At 41.2% G+C, this 21,532-nt stretch carries 21 protein-coding genes; 14 read left to right on the top strand and 7 right to left on the bottom strand.

Going from position 1 to position 21,532, the window contains the following annotated elements; genetic code table 11:
- Positions 1-66: 66 nt before the first annotated feature.
- Entirely contained in the window at positions 67-1,689 is a 1,623-nt protein-coding gene (locus MTBBW1_RS16345) for a sigma-54-dependent Fis family transcriptional regulator (RefSeq protein ID WP_080804918.1), read from the bottom strand.
- A 231-nt stretch (positions 1,690-1,920) separates the two neighbouring features.
- Here MTBBW1_RS16345 and MTBBW1_RS16340 point away from each other — a divergent pair, with 231 nt between their 5' ends.
- The 8 genes from MTBBW1_RS16340 to MTBBW1_RS16295 all read left to right on the top strand — a co-directional run bounded on the left by MTBBW1_RS16340 (position 1,921) and on the right by MTBBW1_RS16295 (position 13,326).
- Positions 1,921-3,735: an acyl-CoA dehydrogenase gene (locus MTBBW1_RS16340; protein WP_080804916.1), complete on the top strand. Its 1,815-nt coding sequence runs from the start codon at positions 1,921-1,923 to the stop codon at positions 3,733-3,735.
- Positions 3,736-3,838: 103 nt separating this feature from the next.
- Positions 3,839-5,509: an acyl-CoA synthetase gene (locus MTBBW1_RS16335; RefSeq protein ID WP_080804914.1), complete on the top strand. Its 1,671-nt coding sequence runs from the start codon at positions 3,839-3,841 to the stop codon at positions 5,507-5,509.
- 24 nt (positions 5,510-5,533) lie between these two features.
- Positions 5,534-6,385: a 3-hydroxyacyl-CoA dehydrogenase NAD-binding domain-containing protein gene (locus MTBBW1_RS16330; RefSeq protein ID WP_186441395.1), complete on the top strand. Its 852-nt coding sequence runs from the start codon at positions 5,534-5,536 to the stop codon at positions 6,383-6,385.
- A 37-nt stretch (positions 6,386-6,422) separates the two neighbouring features.
- Complete coding sequence (locus tag MTBBW1_RS16325) at positions 6,423-7,673, top strand: thiolase family protein (RefSeq protein WP_080805167.1); 1,251 nt, start codon at positions 6,423-6,425, stop codon at positions 7,671-7,673.
- A gap of 288 nt (positions 7,674-7,961) precedes the next feature.
- Positions 7,962-8,243 carry a BrnT family toxin gene (locus tag MTBBW1_RS16320; protein WP_080804912.1) on the top strand — a complete coding sequence of 94 codons (282 nt, stop codon included), beginning with the start codon at positions 7,962-7,964 and terminating at the stop codon, positions 8,241-8,243.
- Positions 8,224-8,538, top strand: a complete 315-nt coding sequence (locus MTBBW1_RS16315) for a hypothetical protein (RefSeq protein ID WP_080804910.1) — start codon at positions 8,224-8,226, stop codon at positions 8,536-8,538. The genes MTBBW1_RS16320 and MTBBW1_RS16315 overlap by 20 nt, the downstream gene beginning before the upstream one ends.
- A gap of 216 nt (positions 8,539-8,754) precedes the next feature.
- On the top strand, positions 8,755-10,332 hold the full coding sequence (locus MTBBW1_RS16305) for an AAA-like domain-containing protein (protein ID WP_080804906.1): 1,578 nt from the start codon (positions 8,755-8,757) through the stop codon (positions 10,330-10,332).
- Positions 10,333-10,812: 480 nt separating this feature from the next.
- Entirely contained in the window at positions 10,813-13,326 is a 2,514-nt protein-coding gene (locus MTBBW1_RS16295) for a transporter substrate-binding domain-containing protein (RefSeq protein ID WP_222424079.1), read from the top strand.
- Here the strand turns inward: MTBBW1_RS16295 and MTBBW1_RS16290 are convergent.
- The 4 genes from MTBBW1_RS16290 to MTBBW1_RS16275 all read right to left on the bottom strand — a co-directional run bounded on the left by MTBBW1_RS16290 (position 13,320) and on the right by MTBBW1_RS16275 (position 16,301).
- Positions 13,320-14,297, bottom strand: a complete 978-nt coding sequence (locus tag MTBBW1_RS16290; RefSeq protein WP_245809432.1) for an NADPH-dependent 7-cyano-7-deazaguanine reductase — start codon at positions 14,295-14,297, stop codon at positions 13,320-13,322. The genes MTBBW1_RS16295 and MTBBW1_RS16290 overlap by 7 nt on opposite strands.
- Positions 14,298-14,384: 87 nt before the next feature.
- Complete coding sequence (queC, locus tag MTBBW1_RS16285) at positions 14,385-15,044, bottom strand: 7-cyano-7-deazaguanine synthase QueC (RefSeq protein ID WP_080804900.1); 660 nt, start codon at positions 15,042-15,044, stop codon at positions 14,385-14,387.
- A gap of 202 nt (positions 15,045-15,246) precedes the next feature.
- Complete coding sequence (locus MTBBW1_RS16280) at positions 15,247-15,891, bottom strand: 7-carboxy-7-deazaguanine synthase QueE (protein WP_080804898.1); 645 nt, start codon at positions 15,889-15,891, stop codon at positions 15,247-15,249.
- 5 nt (positions 15,892-15,896) lie between these two features.
- On the bottom strand, positions 15,897-16,301 hold the full coding sequence (locus MTBBW1_RS16275) for a 6-pyruvoyl trahydropterin synthase family protein (RefSeq protein WP_186441391.1): 405 nt from the start codon (positions 16,299-16,301) through the stop codon (positions 15,897-15,899).
- A 224-nt stretch (positions 16,302-16,525) separates the two neighbouring features.
- On the opposite strand from MTBBW1_RS16275, the gene MTBBW1_RS16270 reads away from it, so the two are divergent.
- The 4 genes from MTBBW1_RS16270 (at position 16,526) to MTBBW1_RS16255 (ending at position 19,392) form a co-directional block, all read left to right on the top strand.
- Complete coding sequence (locus tag MTBBW1_RS16270; RefSeq protein ID WP_080804896.1) at positions 16,526-16,759, top strand: hypothetical protein; 234 nt, start codon at positions 16,526-16,528, stop codon at positions 16,757-16,759.
- Entirely contained in the window at positions 16,756-17,115 is a 360-nt protein-coding gene (locus MTBBW1_RS16265; RefSeq protein ID WP_080804894.1) for a type II toxin-antitoxin system PemK/MazF family toxin, read from the top strand. The genes MTBBW1_RS16270 and MTBBW1_RS16265 overlap by 4 nt, the downstream gene beginning before the upstream one ends.
- A gap of 184 nt (positions 17,116-17,299) precedes the next feature.
- Entirely contained in the window at positions 17,300-17,935 is a 636-nt protein-coding gene (locus tag MTBBW1_RS16260) for a CBS domain-containing protein (protein WP_139786790.1), read from the top strand.
- Between the two features lie 35 nt (positions 17,936-17,970).
- Complete coding sequence (locus tag MTBBW1_RS16255) at positions 17,971-19,392, top strand: transferase (RefSeq protein WP_080804889.1); 1,422 nt, start codon at positions 17,971-17,973, stop codon at positions 19,390-19,392.
- A gap of 273 nt (positions 19,393-19,665) precedes the next feature.
- Here MTBBW1_RS16255 and MTBBW1_RS16250 read toward each other — a convergent pair whose 3' ends face one another.
- The gene (locus MTBBW1_RS16250; protein WP_080804887.1) at positions 19,666-20,142 is read right to left on the bottom strand and encodes a putative toxin-antitoxin system toxin component, PIN family; all 477 of its coding nucleotides are present in this window, start codon (positions 20,140-20,142) and stop codon (positions 19,666-19,668) included.
- Positions 20,135-20,407 (bottom strand): AbrB/MazE/SpoVT family DNA-binding domain-containing protein, encoded by a 273-nt coding sequence (locus tag MTBBW1_RS16245; RefSeq protein WP_186441389.1) that lies wholly within the window; start codon positions 20,405-20,407, stop codon positions 20,135-20,137. Before MTBBW1_RS16245 ends, MTBBW1_RS16250 begins: the two co-directional genes overlap by 8 nt.
- Before the next feature lie 214 nt (positions 20,408-20,621).
- Here MTBBW1_RS16245 and grpE point away from each other — a divergent pair, with 214 nt between their 5' ends.
- Complete coding sequence (grpE, locus tag MTBBW1_RS30400) at positions 20,622-20,804, top strand: nucleotide exchange factor GrpE (protein ID WP_080804882.1); 183 nt, start codon at positions 20,622-20,624, stop codon at positions 20,802-20,804.
- A gap of 54 nt (positions 20,805-20,858) precedes the next feature.
- Entirely contained in the window at positions 20,859-21,515 is a 657-nt protein-coding gene (gene trhA, locus MTBBW1_RS16235) for a PAQR family membrane homeostasis protein TrhA (RefSeq protein WP_080805161.1), read from the top strand.
- The last annotated feature ends 17 nt before the right edge of the window (positions 21,516-21,532 follow it).

Raw genomic sequence — 21,532 nt, 5'->3', positions numbered from 1 at the left:
TATCCTGATTCAGAACACTATTGACAAAGCTCAAAAGATCATAGATGCCGCCTTTGAGGATACAACTCAACTGCTTCTTGCCCGACCAAATGGAATTCCAAGCTTTTTCATTCGCTTTCTCAAGGTGGAAGGATTGATATTCATAATTTTTGCAGCACCTTTATCACCTTCCACCCTGCCATTGCACATTTGAAGTACATGAATGATGTGCTTTTTCATTACGTTATCAAGGAAAAGCCCTGATTTTTTCGTATCTTCATCATCATTGAATCCGGTATGCCCGTCCATCAGAAAATGACCGGATAGATCAGAAACAATATGTTTGCCGTGCTCTTCTGTTTCTGTTTTGCCTATCTCCTTGAAAAACAGGTATTTTCCCTGATCCAGAATAAGTGCTCGCTCAACTGCATTTTCAAGTTCACGGATATTACCTGGCCAATGGTAATCAATGAGCCTCCCCATAGCTTCCGGTGACGGAGATGGAGTGACAAAACGTTTCATCTCACGGGATTTTTTTAAAATAAAATGAGTTACAAGGTCGGGAATGTCTTCCTTTCTCTCCCTTAGGGGCGGCAGATGTATGGGAAATACCCGCAACCTGAAAAAAAGATCAGGCCTGAACTGCTGCATTGCCATCATTTTATCAAGGTCTCTGTGTGTGGCTGCAACTATCCTTATATCAATCCGGACAGTTTCACTCCCCCCTACCCTGTCGATCTCCTTTTCCTGAATCACACGCAAAAGACGAACCTGAGCTTCTGGTGAAAGCTCACCTATTTCATCAAGAAAAAGAGTACCACCTTGGGCACGTTCAATTCTTCCTCTTTTTCCTGAGACTGCACCTGTAAAAGCACCTTTTTCATACCCAAAAAGCTCGCTGTCAAGAAGGCCTGCAGGAATTGCTCCACAGTTTACGCGGATAAAAGGCCCATCCTTACGACCCGAAAGCTGATGAATGGCATGGGCAATCACCTCCTTTCCTGTTCCTGTCTCTCCAAGCAGAAGAACAGGGCTGTCAAGGTGCGATACCTGCTGCACCATTTTCATTACCTCCTGCAGCCCATGCCGTGCTCCTATTACCTTCTCACCAGAAATTTTATGCAGCTCCTCCTGCAGATATCGGTTATCATCTGCCAGAAGCTCCTTGAGTTCCTTAAGTTCCCTGTACCTGAGACTGTTGGTCAAAGCAATTGCACAAGGTTTGCTCAAAAGACTCAACAGATGAACATGTTCATCTGTGAAGCTCTCTTCACCATTATTGAACACGGAAAAAACACCGAGCATTGTTCTGTCAAGCACAAGATCCAGCACAACAGCCGAAAGCTCCTGGGCATTCAGGCGTTCTGCAACAGGTGCTGCCACAGGATCATCGGCAAGCTTAGAGATCACCCGTACACGCAAGGAGCGCTGTTTCTCAACCTGCATACGCCCCTTGTGACCAAGCCGAATCTTCACAGACATGATTTTGCCGGCATCAGGTGTTGCGTAGGCAACTGTCTCAACAACCCCGGCATCCCTGTGGTAAACATGAAATCCCATCTGACCTGCGGGGATGAACTGCCTTATGTACAAAAGACATTGATGAAGCGCCTTTTCAATTTCAAGGCTTCCACATATTTTAAGTGTCGCTTCCCTGAAAAAATCATTTTCATTCAATGAGATACCTCTGTTGATTATATTGTTTTTCATGGTACACTACCGATTCTTGATTATTATATTTTTTTCTGTTCCATATCCCAGTTTTATATTTAAAACATGAAAATAGCACAGTTTTTTCTTTGCCATGGTACAGAAAATTTTAAATATCGGACATAACATTCTGTTTTTACATATATTTTATCAATGGCATCTTTTATGCTAATATAATTTGACGAAAAATGACAGGTATAGTTATGTATCAATAAAACTTGGGAGGAATCTATGGCACAGGTCGTTGCAGACAGAAGGGATGTGGATTTTGTTTTACATGAACAGCTACAGGTGGAAAAGCTTTGCCAGTACGAGGCATTTTCAGATTTCAATAAAAAGACCATTGACCTTATTGTGTCTGAAGCAAGAAATCTTGCAATAAAGGAGCTTTTTCCTCTTTTGAAGGAAGGAGATGAGGAAGGGTGTACATTCAATAACGGAGTTGTGAAGGTTCCGGCATGTTTTCATAAGGCATACGCCCTCTTCAGGGAGGGTGGATGGATTGCCATGAGTGATGACCCTGAATGGGGTGGACAGGGAATGCCTGCAACTGTTGCCCTTGCTGCAAATAACTATTTCAACGGCTCCAACTATCCTTTTATGCTCCACAATATCCTTGCCCATGGTGCAGGCAAACTTGTTGAAAAGTTTGGTACTGACAAACAAAGAGAACTTTTTCTTAAAAAAATGTACTCCGGAGAGTGGGGAGGCTCAATGCTTCTGACAGAACCTGAAGCAGGATCCGATGTTGGGGCACTGACCACAAAAGCTGTAAAAAACGAGGATGGAACATACTCCATAACAGGCAACAAGATATTTATATCAAGCGGGGACACTGATCTTGTACCCAATATCATACATCCGGTGCTTGCAAGAATTGAGGGCGCACCAGCCGGAACCGCTGGGATATCACTCTTTCTGGTGCCCAAAATATGGGTAAATGATGATGGCAGCTTTGGAGAGCCCAACGACATCATATGCACAGGCATTGAGGAGAAAATGGGAATCCACGGAAGCCCCACATGTTCAATGGCCCTTGGAAGCAAAGGGTTTTGCAGAGGAACGCTCCTTGGGGAAGAGAACAAGGGAATGCGTGCCATGTTTGTCATGATGAACGAAGCAAGGCTGCATGTTGGCATGCAGGGTTTTTCCTGTGCCTCTGCCTCATATCTCAATGCACTTAACTATGCAAGGGAGAGGGTACAGGGTAAAAGCCTTGAAGCAACTGACAGAGAGGCTCCAGGGGTGCCAATCATACAGCACCCTGACATACGGCGCATCCTTCTTACCATGAAATCCTTTTCAGAAGCCATGAGAAGCCTTCTTTTCTATACAGGTCTTATGGAAGATATGGTAAAACTAAGTACAACACCGGAAGATAAAGCAAGATATCAGGGAATCATTGATGTACTTATTCCTGTGGCAAAAGGTTATGTAACTGACAGGGCATTTGAGATGTGCAGCCTTGGCGTACAGGTTTTTGGCGGTTATGGCTTTACAAAAGAATACCCCCAGGAACAGCTTTTGAGAGACTGCAAGATAACCCAGATATACGAAGGAACAAACGGCATACAGGCCATGGATCTTCTGGGAAGAAAGTTGGGTCTTAACAAGGGCGACGCATTAAAAAACCTACTGGATGAAGTTCAGAAAACCATTGAAGTGGCAAGAGAGATTGAAAGCCTTAAAGGTTTTTCCAGAAGCCTTGAAATGCAATCTGCCCAATTAAAGCAGGTGGCTCTGTATCTTACAGAAAAATTGAGATCAGGAGAGATATTGAATGCCTTTGCAAATGCCCAGCCCTTCCTTGATGTAACAGGAGATACCCTCATGGCATGGATGCTTCTATGGAGAGCCGTGGTTGCCACGGCACAACTTGATGCAAAACCCAAAAAGAAAGATCTGCCTTTCTATGAAGGGCAACTTAAGAGCGCCCAGTTTTTCATCAACTCCGTTCTTCCGCATTCCCTTGGGAAAATGAGTGCTATCATGGCAGGAGACACATCTGTTACTGATATTTCCGAAGAGGCTTTTGGTGGGAAATAACAGGCGAATTATCAGGCTTGATTCCGGAAATAGCATCCAGAAACCATAATTACGTTTTGGTATATAAAAAATATTAACTATGCCGCAACAAGGAGCCATTATCATGACAAGTTCAACAGGAACAAAATCTGTTCTTTCCACTAAGGACAAGGAGAGATACAATCTCATCAACAAGGAAAACATAGAGTTCATCATGGAGCGCAACAATGCCATAAACAGATGGGTCATAGCTGACATGCTCCGAAGAACCGCTTACCACTTTCCTGATAAAAATGCCCTTGTTTTCAATGATACCATCCGTACCTACTCAGAACTTGAAAAGGAATGCAACCAGGTTGCCAACGCCCTTATTGATCTTGGCATCAGAAAATATGACAGGGTTGCAATTTTGGCACACAATACCCATCACCATGTATTAACCTGGATGGGCAGTGCAAAAACAGGCGCAATATATCTTGCAGTCAATTACCTACTTGGCGGAGATGATATTGCCTATTGCATAAACCACTCCGAAAGCAAGGTTTTTATTGTTGAAGACTCCCTCTATCCACAGGTAAAGGATGTACTGGACAAAATGCCTTCAGTTAAAACCCTTATCTGGTCAGACCAGGGAGAAGGTACCCCCCTTGCACAAAGCAAAGGCACAAAAACTTTCCTTGATTTTAACCAATGGTATAAAACATATCCCACCACAGAACCAGATGTGATATTAAGAATCGAGGATCCGGTTCAGATGACCTACACCAGTGGCACGGAATCCCTTCCCAAGGGGGTTATAATCAGCAATCAGTCCCTCATTGCCGAATATATGGGATGCATCATTGACGGGAAATATGACAGCAACGACATAAATATCAATGCTCTTCCCATTTACCATTGTGCCCAGAGGGATGTCTTTATGAACCCCATCTTCTGGATGGGAGGCACCAATATTTTCATGGGGCCTGACATTGGACGAATACTCAAAAATATTGCATCATACAAAGCCACCATGTTTTTTGCTCCTCCTACTGTGTGGATAGGCATGTTGCGCCATCCTGATTTTGATAAATACGATCTTTCAAGTCTCGTGAAATGCTATTATGGAGCCTCAATAATGCCAAGGGAGATATTAAGGGAACTTCTTGAAAAATTTCCCAAAGCCGGGGTTTACAACTATTATGGACAAACCGAACTTGCTCCTTATCACACCATTCTCAAGGCAGAAGATGCCATGGAAAAAATCGGCTCTGCAGGCATGGGGGGGCTTCACATGGAGACCAGGATTGAAGATAATGACGGCCAGCCCATTACCGGAACAGATATCCCCGGGGAGATATGCGGAAGAGGCCCCCATGTGATGACAATGTACTTCAAGGAGCCGGAAAAAACAGAAGAGGCAATGAAAGGTGGCTGGTTCCATTCAGGAGATCTTGGGGTTCTTGACAATGATCGCTACATTACTGTAGTGGATCGCAAGAAAGACATGATAAAAACCGGAGGAGAAAATGTTGCATCAAGGGAAGTGGAAGAGGCTATCTATCTTCACCCGGATGTTGAAGAGGTTGCAGTTGTAGGTATTAACCATCCCAAATGGGTTGAGGCAGTTGCTGCTGTAATCAAACTTAAAAGTGGTAAAACCGTAACAGAAGATGAGATGCTAAACCACTGCAAAGCCAATCTTTCTTCCTTCAAGATTCCCAAAAAGTTTTTCTTTGTTAACGAACTTCCCAAGACTCCCACAGGAAAAATATTGAAACGGGATATGAGGGAAACTTACAAAAATATTTTTTGACAAACCACTGAAAGGACAAAGCTAATGGAAATTAAAAAAATATGCGTTTTAGGCGCAGGATTAATGGGCAACGGCATTGCCCAGGTTTGTGCCCAGGCAGGCTATGAGGTGACATTAAGAGACATTGATCAAAAATTTGTTGATCGTGGAATGGCTGCAATAAAAAAGAACCTTGAAAGAAGTGTCAGTAAAGAAAAACTCTCCCAAGAAGAGATGGAGAACGTTTTCGGCAGGATAAAGCCTACACTTGATCTTAAAGAAGCTGCCGAAGGTGCTGATATTGTTGTGGAAGTTATTATTGAGGTTATGGATATCAAAAAAAATGTCTATGCAGAACTTGGTAAAATTGTCCCTTATCACTGCCTCTTTTTTAGCAATACATCAGGATTGAGTATAACGGAACTTGCTGCTGTCACTGACCGCCCTGACAAATTTATTGGAACCCATTTTTTTAATCCGGTTCCTGTCATGAAACTGCTTGAGATCATAAAGGGTCATGAGACATCAATGGAAACCCTTGACATTGCAACCCAGTGGGGAGCAATCCTCGGCAAGGATGTAATTGTTGTCGAGGAGTCTCCGGCATTTGCTGTCAACAGAATTCTGTGTCCCATGATAAACGAGGCGTTTTTTGTTCTTGGAGAGGGCATTGCAAGCGCCCAGGACATAGACAAGGGAATGATACTCGGATGTAATCATCCCATAGGTCCCCTTGCCCTTGCAGACCTTGTGGGACTTGACACCATGCTTCACGTCATGGAAGGCCTGCACAAGGAGATGGGAGACAAATATATGCCGGCTCCATATCTTAAAAAACTTGTCAGAGCAGGAAGGCTTGGAAGAAAAACAGGAAAAGGAGTTTACGACTATTCCTGAAGTGAAAACACAATTTATATTTTTTAAGGACATTACAATGAAAGAAGTGGTTATTGTATCAGCGTGTAGAACCGCAATTGGTGCTTTTGGTGGAACATTAAAAGATCTGAATGGCGCCACCATTGCAAGTGTCACCATGAAAGAGGCTATTAAACGAGCCGGAATTGAACCTGGCATGATTGATGATATAAGATACGGCTGCTGCATTGAGCACCATGACACCCTTAACACAACAAGGGTTGCAGCTCTTATGGCAGGCATACCAGACACAGTACCGGCTGTTACAATAAACAGGGTCTGCATCTCAGGAATGGAGGCAGTTTTATCAGGTATGGCAATGATTCAAGCGGGCATGGCAGATATTATACTTGCCGGTGGGGTGGAGCATATGTCAGGAGTACCTTATACTGTGCCAAAAGCCCGATGGGGATGTCGCCTTCAGGATCAACAGTTTGTGGATGCAATGATTCATGCACTGCACTGTGGATCACACATTCTGCCCTTTGGTGATGACACACCGCTTAATACTTCTGAAGCGCCTGCAAGCCATTTTATGGGGAAACCATATATAATGGGTCATACGGCAGAGTTTGTAGCACAGCACCTTGGAATCTCAAGGGAAGAGATGGACGAAGTTGCTTTAAGAAGCCACAATAATGCTGAAAGAGCCACAAATGAAGGGCTTTTCAGGGAAGAGATAGTTCCGGTTGAAGTACCGCAGCGAAAAAAGGATCCCATTATTTTTGACAAAGATGAGCACTTCAGACCGGGCATGACAATGGAGCAATTACAAAAACTTCCGCCCGGTTTTATTCCAAAGACAGGAAAAGTGACCGCAGGTAATTCAAGCGGAATAAATGACGGTTCATCAGCCATGATAATAATGTCGGCAGAAAAAGCAGCAGATCTTGGACTCAAACCCATTGCAAAAATCAAGGCCACGGGAATGGGCGCCTGCCATCCAACAATCATGGGGCTTTCACCTGTACCTGCCGTTAAACAGCTAATGGACAGAAGCGGACTTGCCATCAATGATTTTCAGTTAATAGAGGTAAACGAGGCATTTGCAGCCCAATATATAGGATGCGAAAAGGAACTTGGCCTCAACCGTGAAATCACCAATGTCAATGGCTCAGGCATCGGCCTTGGTCACCCTGTGGGTTCCACAGGTTCAAGAATAATGGTCACGCTTATCCATGCCATGAAACAGAGAAACAAAAACCTTGGGTTGGCAACCCTTTGCGGTGGAGGCGGAGTATCTCTTGCCTGTGCAATAGAGATGCTGTAAACTCTTTTTAAATATCAGGCAAATCTCATATCCCCCTAAAAGGAGATGGCTGAGATGCAGCCATCTCCTTTTACCGTGAAAATGGATACAAATTTTCATATTCGGGGGTGGCTGAGTCGCAGCCATGTCCGTTTACCGTGAAAATAGATACATTCTTGTCACAATCGAGTTAGGGGGAGTAAATAGACTTTCATCTCTTCGATTGTGATGCCATGTGCATCATGGCCATTATAGAAAATTGATGATCAAAGCCAAAATATATTCAGAAAATGAGGCAAATCGTACAAAATGAGATTTGAATACGATAAAACCAAAAGCGAACGTCTCCGCAATGATTCAAGACGACGGATTGGCTTTGAAGAGGCTCAAGAACTATTTTACAACACTTTTATTGAGGATCAACACACTGATTATCCAAATCAATGGCGTGCAATTGGATGGGTTAAAAATCAATTATATACAGTTGTATATGAAGAAAGAGAAGACGAGCATGGTGAGTATTACCATTTAGTTACACTCTGGAAAGCAACTCAAAAAGAACGGAGTTATTATGAAAAATACACAAAATGAAAAATTAACAATTGATGAAATAGCGGAAATTGCAGCCTGCGGACAAGAAATTTCCGAACATTTTACAAATTCATTTCGTGTAAGGCAGCCATTTACTAAACCTGAAAATCAAACCGTTGATGTTGAGCTTTCTACTGCAATGATCAAAGAGTTGGATGCTGTGGCAATAGAACTCAATGTCGGCCGTCAAGAGATAATAAAAATGTATATCAGGGCAGCTCTTGATCAATATTATTTGGCTCAACAAGCCAAGAGAAACGCTGGTTTTTCATCCAAATTGAGATCTGGCAGTTAAAAGCAATTGAAATAGTTTGCATTCCATACAAGCCGTTAAAGCTTGGATATATCTGAACGTCAGTGGCTTGCTATTCGGGGAGTTTCATGAAAATAACTCTGAAATGGACGCCCCGACAGCTTCGTTTAAATCAAAATGGGAAAATTATTTCCTGCTCATTCCTAAACTTGAAGGAGCAATGAGTTCTTATATCCACTTTCATTACAGGAGAATAAAATGAAATTTTTCAATACAGCAGGGCCTGTTAATTGTGAAGACCATTACTGTCTGCCTCCTTTAGAAAGGTTTGACCTTGATGAACTGCTTCATCTGATTGACAATAAAAAATATTTTGTTCTCCACGCACCCCGGCAGACCGGAAAAACATCATGCCTTCTTGCCCTTATGAAGTACCTTAATGAAAAAGAAAAATATAAAAGTCTCTATTTTAACGTGGAAACCGCTCAGGCTGCACGGGAGGACGTTGAAAATGGGATGAAAAGTATTCTCGGAGAAATAGCATTAAGAGCCAAAACATTTCTGAAAGACAGCTTTCTTTTTGATACATGGAACATGCTTCTTGAACAGTGGGGCGGCCATAATGCCCTGAATACTGCACTTTCACTCTGGGCAGATGAGAGTGAAAAGCCCCTGGTGCTTCTGATAGATGAAATCGACTCACTTGTGGGAGATACCCTGATTTCTGTATTGCGCCAGCTTCGTTCCGGATATGACAAAAGACCGCTTAATTTTCCCCAGAGTATTATCCTGTGCGGCGTAAGAGATGTAAGAGACTATCGTATTCACTCGGAGATGGAAAAAAAAGTTATCACCGGAGGAAGTGCTTTCAACATTAAAGCCAAATCCCTTAGGTTAGGGGACTTCACAGAAGAGGAAATGAGAACACTTTTACAATCCCACACGGAGGAAACAGGACAACTATTTAAAAAAGAAACAATCAAGGCTGTCTGGGAGCTTTCTGAAGGACAGCCCTGGCTTGTGAACGCCCTTGCATATGAAGTCTGCCACGAAATGAAAGCCAACCGTGATGCCATGGTGGAAATCACACCGGAAATGGTGTACCAGGCCGGAGAAAATCTGATTCTCAGAAGAGAAACCCACATTGATCAACTGGCGGACAAACTTAAGGAAAAAAGGGTACAAAAGGTCATTGCCCCCATTCTGTCAGGTCTTGAAGCACCTGAGGATATCTCACCGGATGATCTCATGTACGTCACTGACCTGGGACTTATAAAAAAAGATAAAAAAATCAGAATCGCCAACCGGCTCTATCAGGAGGTTATTCCAAGGGAGCTTACCTTCAGCACCCAGTTGACCATATCACAGGAGACAGAGTGGTATATAAAACCAGATGGAAAACTTGACATTGACAAACTGATGGCTGCTTTTCAGGAATTTTTCAGGGAGCATTCTGAGCACTGGGTGGAACGTTTTCAATACAAAGAAGCAGGGCCTCAACTGCTTCTACAGGCATTTCTCCAGCGCATAGTAAACTCAGGCGGACGGGTGGAACGTGAATATGGTCTGGGTATGAAAAGGACAGATTTGCTACTGATATGGCGTCATGGAAAAGGTGTACAAAAAGTTGTGATAGAGTTGAAAATTCTTTATAAATCCCTCAAAAAAACAGTTGAAGAGGGCCTAGAACAGACCTGGGGCTATATGGACAAATGCGGAACCAGAGAGGGGCATCTGGTAATTTTCGACAGAAATCAAACTTCATCATGGGATGAAAAGATATTCAAAAAAAGTTATAATCTTAAAAATATGGAGATCATTGTCTGGGGTATGTGACGTTAATGAATCTACCAAAAACAATTTACGAACTTAGCGCCCTTCGGGAGGGCTTTTCCATAACCACCTGCTTTTAAATAATAAAAATGGAAATTCCTATACTATCAAGTTACAGTGAAAAATCACTGAAAATTGTGATATTGTTCTTCATAATAGAATAATTAATCCTTGCTTGCGCCATATGGCTATCAACGACAATATGTTTTTTTCGGATTAATGTAAAGGACGCCTTGACTGTAATTGCTTCATCATGATTTAATACTATTTTAATTGCTATCAGATAAAGCAAAAACAACTCCTGTTTATATTTTCTCCGGATATGAAATGAACTTTAAAAAAAATTTATGCAATGAGATCTCTTCCTGCACACGTAACATCATCTGTTACTTCAATAATATATTCGATTTAAACGAAATTGCATTATCAAACAAATTATATATTCTTCTGATATTTTTCCTCGCCACAGCAATCTTTGTTACTGTGTCTTTAAAAACTTCGCTGGCACATGACTCAATCTCCGCAGTTGCAGCAGAAAGTGAGATGCCCGCTGACCATATATCCAATATCCTCACAGATCATGAAAAAAAGTGGCTTCAAGCACACCCTGTTATCAGGCTTGCACCTGACCCTGAATTCAAGCCAATTGAATTCTTTGATGAAAACGGAAACTATTCAGGCATTGCAGCAGATTATGCCCGCCTTCTTGAAAAAAAACTTGGAATACGTTTCAAGGTGATCCTTTGTGCAAGCTGGGACGAAGTGCTCACAAAAATGAAAAACCGCGAAGTTGATCTTCTTCCCAACGCTGTCAAAACCCCCCAAAGGGAAAAATATATGATTTTTCCCAAACCCTACCTTAAAATTCCATCAGTAATAATCTCTAAAAATAATGTAACATCAAACCTTGATCTTGATATGCTAAAAGGGATGAAAGTTACAATGGTATCTGGATATGGCTATGCCGATATTATCCACAACAGATATCCTGAAATTAATATTGAATTTGTTGCAGATCTGAAAACAGCCCTAAGAAAAGTATCATTTGGTATGTCAGATGCGTTTATCGGAGATCTGGCAACTGCAAGTTACTATATTGAATCAGAAGGTATTACCAATTTAAGGCTTTCAGGAGAAACAGACCCACCCAATATATCAGGATTTGCAGTGCGTAATGACTGGCCAGAACTCGCCGATATTCTTGACAAGGGTATTGACCTTTTAACTGAAGAAGATCACAAAACTATACAAAATCGATGGATTCGCCTTGCATCAGAACCTGGCATGACCATTCAGGCATTTAAAAAGCTTATGGGAATCATTTCGGTTGTGATTTCATTTGTCATAATAATGTTTATTATATGGAACCGGATGCTCAAAAAAAGGGTTTTTCTCAAAACCGAGGACCTTAGAAAAGAGATTGAAGAGCATAAACGAACTGAAGATGCTCTGGCAAAAAGCGAAGCTCATCTTAAAACACTTCTTAAAACCATTCCTGACCTTATCTGGTTTAAGGATCCGGACGGAATATACCTATCCTGTAATTACAAATTTGAGCGATTTTTCGGTGCAAAAGAGGAGAAGATTGTTGGAAAGACAGACTACGATTACCTCTCCAATAATATGGCAAATTTTTTCAGGAAGCATGACAGGATAGCCATGGATGCAGGCAAGCCAAGTATCAACGAAGAGACCATCACCTATGCTGATGATGGACATATTGAACATCTTGAAACCATAAAGACACCTGTTTATGGAAACGATGGCAAGCTAATAGGGGTTCTTGGCATTGCCAGGGATATTACAGACAGAAAAAAATCAGAAGAGGAGATGCAGAATCTCCATGCCCAGCTTTTTCAGGCCCAGAAAATGGATGCTGTAGGACGTCTTGCAGGTGGTGTGGCACATGATTTCAATAACATGCTCTCCATAATCATAGGACGTGCAGAGCTTGCAAGGATGAAGCTCAATCATTCAGATCCCATTTACAAAGACCTTATTGAGATAGAAAGTGTTGGCAAGCGTTCAGCAGATCTAACTCGCCAGCTTCTGGCCTTTGCACGTAAACAGACCATTGTGCCGGAGGTTCTTAAGCTGAACGCCACGATTAAAAGCATGCTGAAAATGCTGCGGCGCTTAATTGGTGAAGATATTGATCTTGTATGGAAACCAGGCTTTGATATATGGTCTGTCAACATGGATCCTGCACAGATTGACCAGATCATGGCAAACCTTCTGATAAATGCCAGAGATGCCATTAAAGGCAATGATGGCAAAGTCATTATTGAAACTTCCAATATATTTCTTGACGAAGCATACTGTAAAAAAAATACGGGATTCAAAACAGGGGAATATGTGGTACTGGCTGTCAGCGACAATGGTGTGGGTATGGAAAAGGAGACCCTGAAAAACATTTTTGAACCTTTCTTTACAACCAAGGAGCTTGGCAAGGGAACAGGTCTTGGCCTCTCCACAATATATGGAATAGTCAAACAGAATAATGGTTTTGTAAATGTTTACAGTGAACCGGACAAAGGTACAACATTCAGGATTTATCTGCCACGATATGCTGGAAACGATGCTGAGTCATTGCCAGGCAACGCGGAAGTCAATCTGACAGGAGGCACGGAAACCATATTACTTGTGGAAGACGACCAGGGAATTCTTGAAGTCGCAAAACTCATGCTTAATAAACTTGGATACAATGTATTGCCTGCAAACAGACCCAGAGAAGCAATTGAAATTGCAGCCAATCATGCAGGCAACATTGATCTTCTGGTAACCGATGTTATAATGCCGGACATGAATGGCAGTGTTCTTGCAGGGACTTTGCTCTCAAACTATCCTGATATGAAACTTTTATATATGTCCGGTTACACGGCCAACATCATTGCCCAGCATGGAGTTATTGACAGTCACGTCAATTTTATACAAAAACCATTTTCAATCAATGACCTTGCTGCAAAGATAAGAGAGGCCTTAAAAATGAACTATTGACGTGCAAGCCTTCCGTTTTCATACCTGAGTGAATCATTACCACAGTTTGATCGAAAAGGATTTATATCAATCCCACCCCTTCGGGTAAATCGGGCATAAACAGAAAGTTTCTCAGGGCAACACATCTCCATTATATCCATAAACATACGCTCCACACAGTTTTCATGGAATCCTGTGTGCTCCCGAAATGAAACGATGTAGGCCAGAAGCCCTTTTCTGTCAATCTCCTTTCCTTTATAATCAATGATTACGCTTCCCCAGTCCGGCTGTTCTGTCACAGGACAGTTGGTACGCAGAAGATTGGAGTGAATGGTTTGTTCAACCACCCTGCCCCCTTCCATTACCCTGAGAAAGGATGGCTCAACCTTGTAATGCGTAATTTCAACGTCCAGATCATCAATGGATTCTCCGCAAGGCGCTTCTATCTTCATATCATGGAACAGGGAAGGCAATCTTAGAGTAACACTCACGGCATTGTTTAAATCCATTGTCCCTTTTTCTTTTCTCCGTACACCATTGATATACATCGTTCCATTTCCAAGGTAATCTTCCTCGCCTTCACTCCGTCCTTCTCCCGGGTAATCTTCTTCGCCTTCACTCCTTCCAGTCACACAGGCTGACAAATCTTTTTCCATGATGGTAAGCACCTGTTCAGGAGATTCAAATCTGGATTGATTAAATGAATTTAGATAGAGCTTCAGGGACTTGGACTCAACAATATTTTTTGTGGTACAGGGAAAAGTTATCTCGCCTATGGCCACAACAGGCTTTCCTTTCATATCAAGCCAGGATATCTCATAGGCATTCCAGATATCCCAACCGCCGAAAGGTAATTTTGTATCTTCGTGTATGCCAATCTCCTCCCTTGCCAGAGATCGCCTGACAGGAAAAAGATGATCCGGATTATAGGTTCTGCTATGGGTGACCTTATCCCCCAGAGGGATGTTTTTTTTTGTAATTTCTTGTTTCATTGGTCTAAACCTTCATAGGTGGACTCCGGCCACCTCTATCATAAAAACGATATGAGTATTTGCTCTTGAAATTGTTATTTGCAAGTTCTAAATTGCATAGTTTGTAGGATCAAACCCTTCATCATATCGCAAAGCATATTTCCTCTCGTCGCAGGCTCCACATGTGCCGCAGTGAATCTCCCCTCCCTTGTAACATGTCCATGTGGTAGTGAAATCAATTCCAAGTTCCCTTCCAAGATCGCCAATATCCCGCTTATCCATGTTGGCAAAGGGAAATCTGATAGAGACCTGCTCACCGGTACCCATAAATACCGCACGGGAAAAGGCCTCGTTGAACTCCGGACGACAATCAGGATAGATAAAGTGATCCCCGGAATGGGAGGCCAAAAGCACTTCACCCGCACCAATTGACTCGGCAAAACCTGCGGCAATGGAGAGCATGATGCCGTTTCTGAAGGGAACCACGGTGCTTTTCATGTTCTCCTCCATGTAGGAACCATCTGGAACATCTTTGCCTGATTTTAATAGACTGGATGAAAAAAGCTCATTGATAAATGGAAGTTTTACAATTCTATGCTCTATCTTGTGTTCCTGACAAAAAGTGGCAGCACAAAGAAGCTCCCTGTCGTTGTGCCGTGAACCATAATCAAAACTTAAAGCCTGTACGTTTTTTCCTTTTCCCAAGATGTCGGCCATCAAAACCGTTGAATCCATACCTCCGGAAAAAACTACTACTGAATCGGTCATAATTAATAATCCTTTTAAATTTAGCGAAGGTATTGTTGTAACGTCTTTATTTTAAAGCCTATTTAAATGAGACTTATTTCCCTGATTTTCAGGGAATACGGGCGAAGTTAACAAAGTAGAATTAAACATTAAGATTCTTCAAGTCCCTTCAAAAACCATACTGACTATGCACCCTTTTTTGACTCTTGAAACATTCAGGCTCTTAAATTCCCCTTTGATTGTCAAATGTCAGGGTATGAAGCCGCGGCGAAAAACTGAACCTGTTTTCAACACAAAACTCCCACAGGGAGGGAAGCAGGGCCAACTGTTCCTGGCGGCATGCTCCCAGAGGCATAATCCACACTTTTTCACGGGAAATGTCATGTTTTTCAACAAATGCCTTAACCTGCCGGAAATTTTCAGAGACCACAAACTTAAAAAAATCAGCTCTTTTAATATTATCTTCCACAAAGTGCCAGGAGCCATTTATATATTTGGGAGAGCAGACCTTAATGCCTTTGGATGATTCAGGGATAACAACTTTTCCGCTTGTTTCATACTGAATTCTGCATCCTTTATCAAGAAGGGACTTTTCCAGTATTTGCAGTCCATTGTGCCATTGTAAAAACGGTTCACCTCCAGTGATAACCACAAAATCATTTCTATAGGAGAGTATCTTTGCACAAATATTTTCAACTGAAATCTTCTCACCGCTGCCGCTGTGACAAGAATACAGAGTATCACACCAGGGACAAAAAGGCTTTATACAGCCACTAAGACGCAAAAAAACAGCCGGTCGCCCAGCCAGGGGGCCTTCTCCCTGTAGGGAATGGAATATTTCGGATGCTTCAAGAATATTGTCTGCCATTTTTTTTAGCTGTCCCGTGTCATTGTGGCCCAGGAAGTGGGAGTTTCATAGAGAACAACTGATTCAAGAGCGACTTTCTCTTCATAAAGTATTGAAGCAAGAACATTGAAAATATACTGCACCATGTTTTCGGCTGTTACAGGCAGATCCTGATACTCCTCCAGTTCATTGAGATAAGCATGATCATACCTCTCAATGATGGAATCGGTAACAAGTTTTTTAAGTTTTTCAAAATTGATAATCATACCATCCGGCCCAACGGTGCCTGAAACTGTTATCCGGAGTCGATAGGTATGGCCGTGAAATCGGCTGCATTTCCCGTAAAGGGCGTGGTTTTCATCATCGGAGAGTTCGCTGCGCCATAGCTTATGGGCAGCATCAAACAAGAATTCTTTTGTTATTGTGAGCATATCCACCTTTTTGATATTTAGTGAGGGAGAATTTATTAAGCGGGCTTCCACTCGTCCGCATCAACAGTCAAAAGAACGAACTTATACACAATTTAGACGGGCAAATCAATACTTCTCAAATTGATTAACTCCGTTTTAGGCATCTTTCATTGACTTTTTTAGCATTGGTACCTAAAATAGGCCTGTAAATAAGGCCATGATATGAGCACCCTAAAGGAGACTATATGTTACAGGCAAAATTCAGCGTTGAAGAAACTCAAGCCCAGTTTTTGAGTAATTTCAAACTCTATGGATTTAAGGATAAAAGCTCTATGCTTCGTGAGGCTATAGATCATTTCAAGAAAGAAATTGAACTTGAAAGTCTAAAAAAATCCGCTGATTTATACTCTGAAATTTATTCTGAAGATAACGAACTCAAAGAATTGACAGAAGATGCACTAAACGGATGGCCAGAATGACTGTCTTGAAAAGAGGTATGATTATTGACGTTAATCTTGAGCCCACAAAAGGTTCAGAAACTGGAAAAATCAGGCCATGTGTAGTTGTAACTAACGACATTTATAATGAAAGAGTCCCTGTTATTCAAGTTGTTCCAATTACTGAATGGAGTGCTAAAAAAGCTATGATAAACACTAATGTTGAAATTCTTCCTTCACCCGACAACGGTCTTTCAAAAAAATCCTTAGCAGACTGTTTACAGACACGTCCAATAGATCATCGACAAAGATTGATCAAAATTCGAGGTAAATTGTCAAAAAACAAAGTAGAGGAAATTAACTATTCTTTAAGGATTGTATTCGAACTTAATTTATAGACAAATAATACACCCAATACCATTCAAAACTCAGTTTAAATTTGCAGAAGCCTCATTTTCTCTTTTCATAAACCATAAACAGCTAATGCGAAGCGAGGCTTGATATAAAATAGCATGCATGATAGAAAATTCGCATCTAATAACAGACCAACATGAAATATTAACCTGTAATCGGAGTTTCAAAATGAATAACATTGTCAAAGACTCAATGGTGCCTATTTCTGAGTATCCGACCATTTCAGAAGGTGCAACCCTTATGGAAGCAGTTTTTGCACTTGAAAATGCAAAAACAAATACTATTTGCAGCAACAAATCAGTGGAAACGACAGATGACACTAAAATGGGAAACTGCAAGACTTCCGCTTTTAAGGGAAAAGAGCCTGTGGATAACAACCCTCACTGGATTCTGCTTATAGTCAACTCTGAAGGAAAAGTGATAGGTAAACTCAGCCAGCTTAATATATTGACTGCTCTGGAAACTAAAAATGAAGGGATGAAAAATATTGAACAGATAAGAAAGTTTGGTTTCTCTTCAAAATATATTACAAGATTGCGGGAAGATGCCTACCTTAAAAATACTTCCATTGACAAGATATATGCAGATCCTGAAATCATGGGCATGAAGGTTGAGGATTTTATGAAAGAAGTTGCAGATAATGACTTTATTGATGAAAATACATCCCTTGCCACAGCCGCCTACCAGATGGCTTCTCGAAAAAGGTTATCCATGCTGGTAACAAGAGAAGAAGAGGTTGTAGGAGTTTTAAGACTCTCTGATGTATTTACTCTGGTTATTAATAATGTCAAAGCACAAAAATGATACAAACCAAGAAATTCTTAAGATAAGGAAAGAGTATGAAAGAGTTAGAGAACCTTTATGACAGGATAATCCAGCGGGTGAATATCAATCTGAGGGAACTGGAATTTGAGGTCAATCCCTATGCCCAGAATGCCATTCCTCTTGGCCAGATGATAAAATTTTACGCTTTTTTCGGAATATCTCCCCACCATCCATTGAGCTTTCAGTTTAAACATTCAAACCTTGCCGGAAGTTATTTTCTCGGCCACTGTAACGTGATCAACTCGCTTCTTTACAAAAGCGATATCAGAGGAGATGAACTTAAGAAAAAAGGAGATCTGTTCCAATACCAGTGCTTCGAAATCCCGGTAAACAGGGATGAAGAGATCAATATCACTGACAGTCTGCTGATAAAAACACTTGTACACAACTTCTCCCATGACCCTGAAACCCTTGAGGAATTTTTCATAAAAGATACCATTTCCATGAATTATGCCAATATTCATGGCTCTCCATCTGACGGATGCTTTCTTGGCCCCTTTGCAACTGCTGATCTTACAACAATAAGAGACTGTGTAATCAGAAGATTTGCCTATGTTCAGGCAGGTGAGGTAAGTCACCTTGATATTGCAGCAGGTACGGTTTGGGTACGCAATCCTGGTGAATTCAACTTTATTTATCAACACCCTGTGGATGAACTGAACGATTATATTTTCATATCTCCCACAGCGCCGCCCCAGGGGCTTTTCATAGATTTTGTAGAGGACAGAAAAGAGGCATTCCAGAGGGTTTTTGATGTTGTAAATATTGAACATTCAACATCAGTTCCAACCAGTGCATCATTAGATCGCTATGCAGTTGTTAAACCAACAACAACCATTGGAGAAAATGTTCTTGTCTCACAGAGGGCATATCTGCAAAACTCTTACCTTGGCAAGGGAGCCAATGCACAGGAGAACTGCTATATAATCAATTCCCAGCTTGAGGGTTTTAATGTAACCGCTCATGGTGCAAAAATCATTGAAGCTGACCTTGGGACAAATGTGTTTGTAGGCTTTAACAGCTTTCTGAGAGGATGCCCGGACGGACGACTTACCATAGGAAAGGACTCCATAATCATGCCCCACACCATCATTGATGTGAAGGAGTCATTAACCATCCCACCAGGACAGCTTGTATGGGGTATGATAAAGGATGATGAAGACCTTGCAAATCACAGCATTCCAATAGAAAAATTCTCAGGAATTACCTCCGGCATATCCATGGGGAACATGTATTTTGAGGGGAATGGAGCAAGTTTTGTTACAGCCTTCAAGGACAGAATTCACCACATTCTTGAGGCAAACGGTGCCTTCTTTAACGGAAGTGAGAAAAAAGGCCATGCACAGAAAAATCAATACATCTCCTTTAATACCCTGCAACCATATCCAGAAGGACATAAGAAAGGGCTTTATCCAACAATTGTCATAAAACCATGACAGTTACAACAATTAGAACAGTTTTTGTAAGTATTTGTTTTTATAGAGTCTGTTATTTTGAAACTAAAAAAATCAGACTCAATAATTTTAGAAAGTTATCTTTTCAGATATTCTGATATTGAAAAACTGTCCGAACCATTGGTTATGATGATTGGAGAATTATCAAGTGACCTGGATATCGCTATCCAGAAAGCTGTGCTTTTGACCCTAAATTTAATACATGGGGACTTTCGGGATCAATTACGCAACTATGGGATGGCGATATTCTGGCGTTCAATTACCGTACCATCTATTGGAGTCAGGAGGCCAGGAGGGATATTCACGAACATTCATCTCTAAAAAAGCCTGCGGTGTCAATATCCGAATCCCCTGAAACTCTTTGACACTCAAAAGATGGTCATCTCCACTCACGATAAAATCAGCCTCTCCTTCAACAGCACAACTCAAAAATTTGTCATCAGTGGGATCGTCTGCAATCACTTTAACCTCTAAATCCCCCAAGGTTACCGTGGCAATTTCGTTAAAATTTTTCAAAATGCTTTCGGCAGTAGAAATGGGAATACCCATTTTTTCTAAGCGTTTGACAATTTTGGGGTAATGCAGTACCCGCCAATATTCTTTTATGATTTCCGGCGAAACCATCAATTCCACCTGGCGTTCATATGCTATTCGCAAAATTTGAGCGGGATTTCCCCTGGGAGTGATTAAGCCACTAATGAGAATATTGCAGTCCAAGACAACCTTATACATGGCTATTTTGCTTTACATGCTGGACGGCTTCATCAACCAAAGACTCGATTTCTTCCAAAGGCTCATCCTTGGTTTTTTTCCAAATGCCAAAAATATCCTGAAACACCTCTTCTCTCCGGCTCTGCACTACTCGCACCGGAGTCAATGAGATGTCTCCTTGTTTGTCATCTACCTCCAGGTAATCACCGGGAGTAATTTTATATCTTTTTCTGATTTCTAATGGTATGACAATTTGATGGTGTTTATTGACTTTGACTAAAGGCATTTTGATTCCCTCTCGCATACCTAATAAATTAATATTTTATTAATACATTAAAATAATAATAGATTAATGGGCAGTTGACAATTGATTTTATAAAATGAGTTATTTCTCAAATATTTATATTGTATATAAAAATGGTTGATACTTACATGAGAATTTCGGGAATAAGAAAATCAGCTGAATGTAGCCTTGTTAGATCAGAAATTATTCTGTCTTGATGATCAGGCCGCTTCACATAATTGCTGCCTGGGGAGAAATGTTTGACCCCAATTTTCACTATGCCATTGGGATGATTCAGCATCCCGAAGCAGTGCCCAATACCGTGGTGAGAGTAGAAAGAAAGGGCTATTTTTTGGATGGAAATGCCCAACAAATGGGAATATTATTTCCGAAAGTGTAAACTGGGCAATGAAGGAAGCCCCTCAAAAACTTTAAAATGCACAAAAGGTACCTGATGAAAAATATTAAAGCTAAAAATTACTATCCGCCAGCAGAAGAAAATATCAATATTATTTCCCATGCAGTCGGTTTCATCCTGAGCATTATTGCTTCGGTATTTCTGCTTATACATGCAAATATGCATGGAGATATTTGGCATATTGTCAGTTTCGGCATTTTTGGAGCCAGCATGATGATATTATACGCGTCATCTGCGTTTTACCACAGCGTTAAAACTTCAAAGCTGAGAAACAGATCTAATATCGTTGACCACGCATCCATTTATCTTCTCATAGCAGGAACCTACACTCCTTTTACACTGATAACTCTTAAAGGGATGATCGGTTGGGTGATTTTCGGTATTTCCTGGGGCATGGCTTTGACAGGAATCATTCTGAAACTTTTTTTTACAGGAAAATTCAAACTTATTTCGACAATTGTTTATGTAATTATGGGTTGGATTATAGTTTTCGCCATAAAACCCTTGATTCATAATTTGCCTTTGGAAGGTGTGAGTTGGCTTTTTGCAGGAGGAATAGCTTACACAATCGGTGCGTTTTTATACAGCATTAAAAAAATAAAATTTAATCATGCTATTTTCCATATACTGGTTTTGATCGGGAGCTTTTGTCATTTTATTTCGGTGTTTTTTTATGTGTTGCCGGGTGAATAATCGGATAAACCAAGGTT

This window comes from Desulfamplus magnetovallimortis, from assembly GCF_900170035.1.
GTDB lineage: Bacteria > Desulfobacterota > Desulfobacteria > Desulfobacterales > Desulfobacteraceae > Desulfamplus > Desulfamplus magnetovallimortis.
Note: the sequence above shows the minus strand (reverse complement) of the source record. Positions and strands in the feature narration are given on the sequence as shown.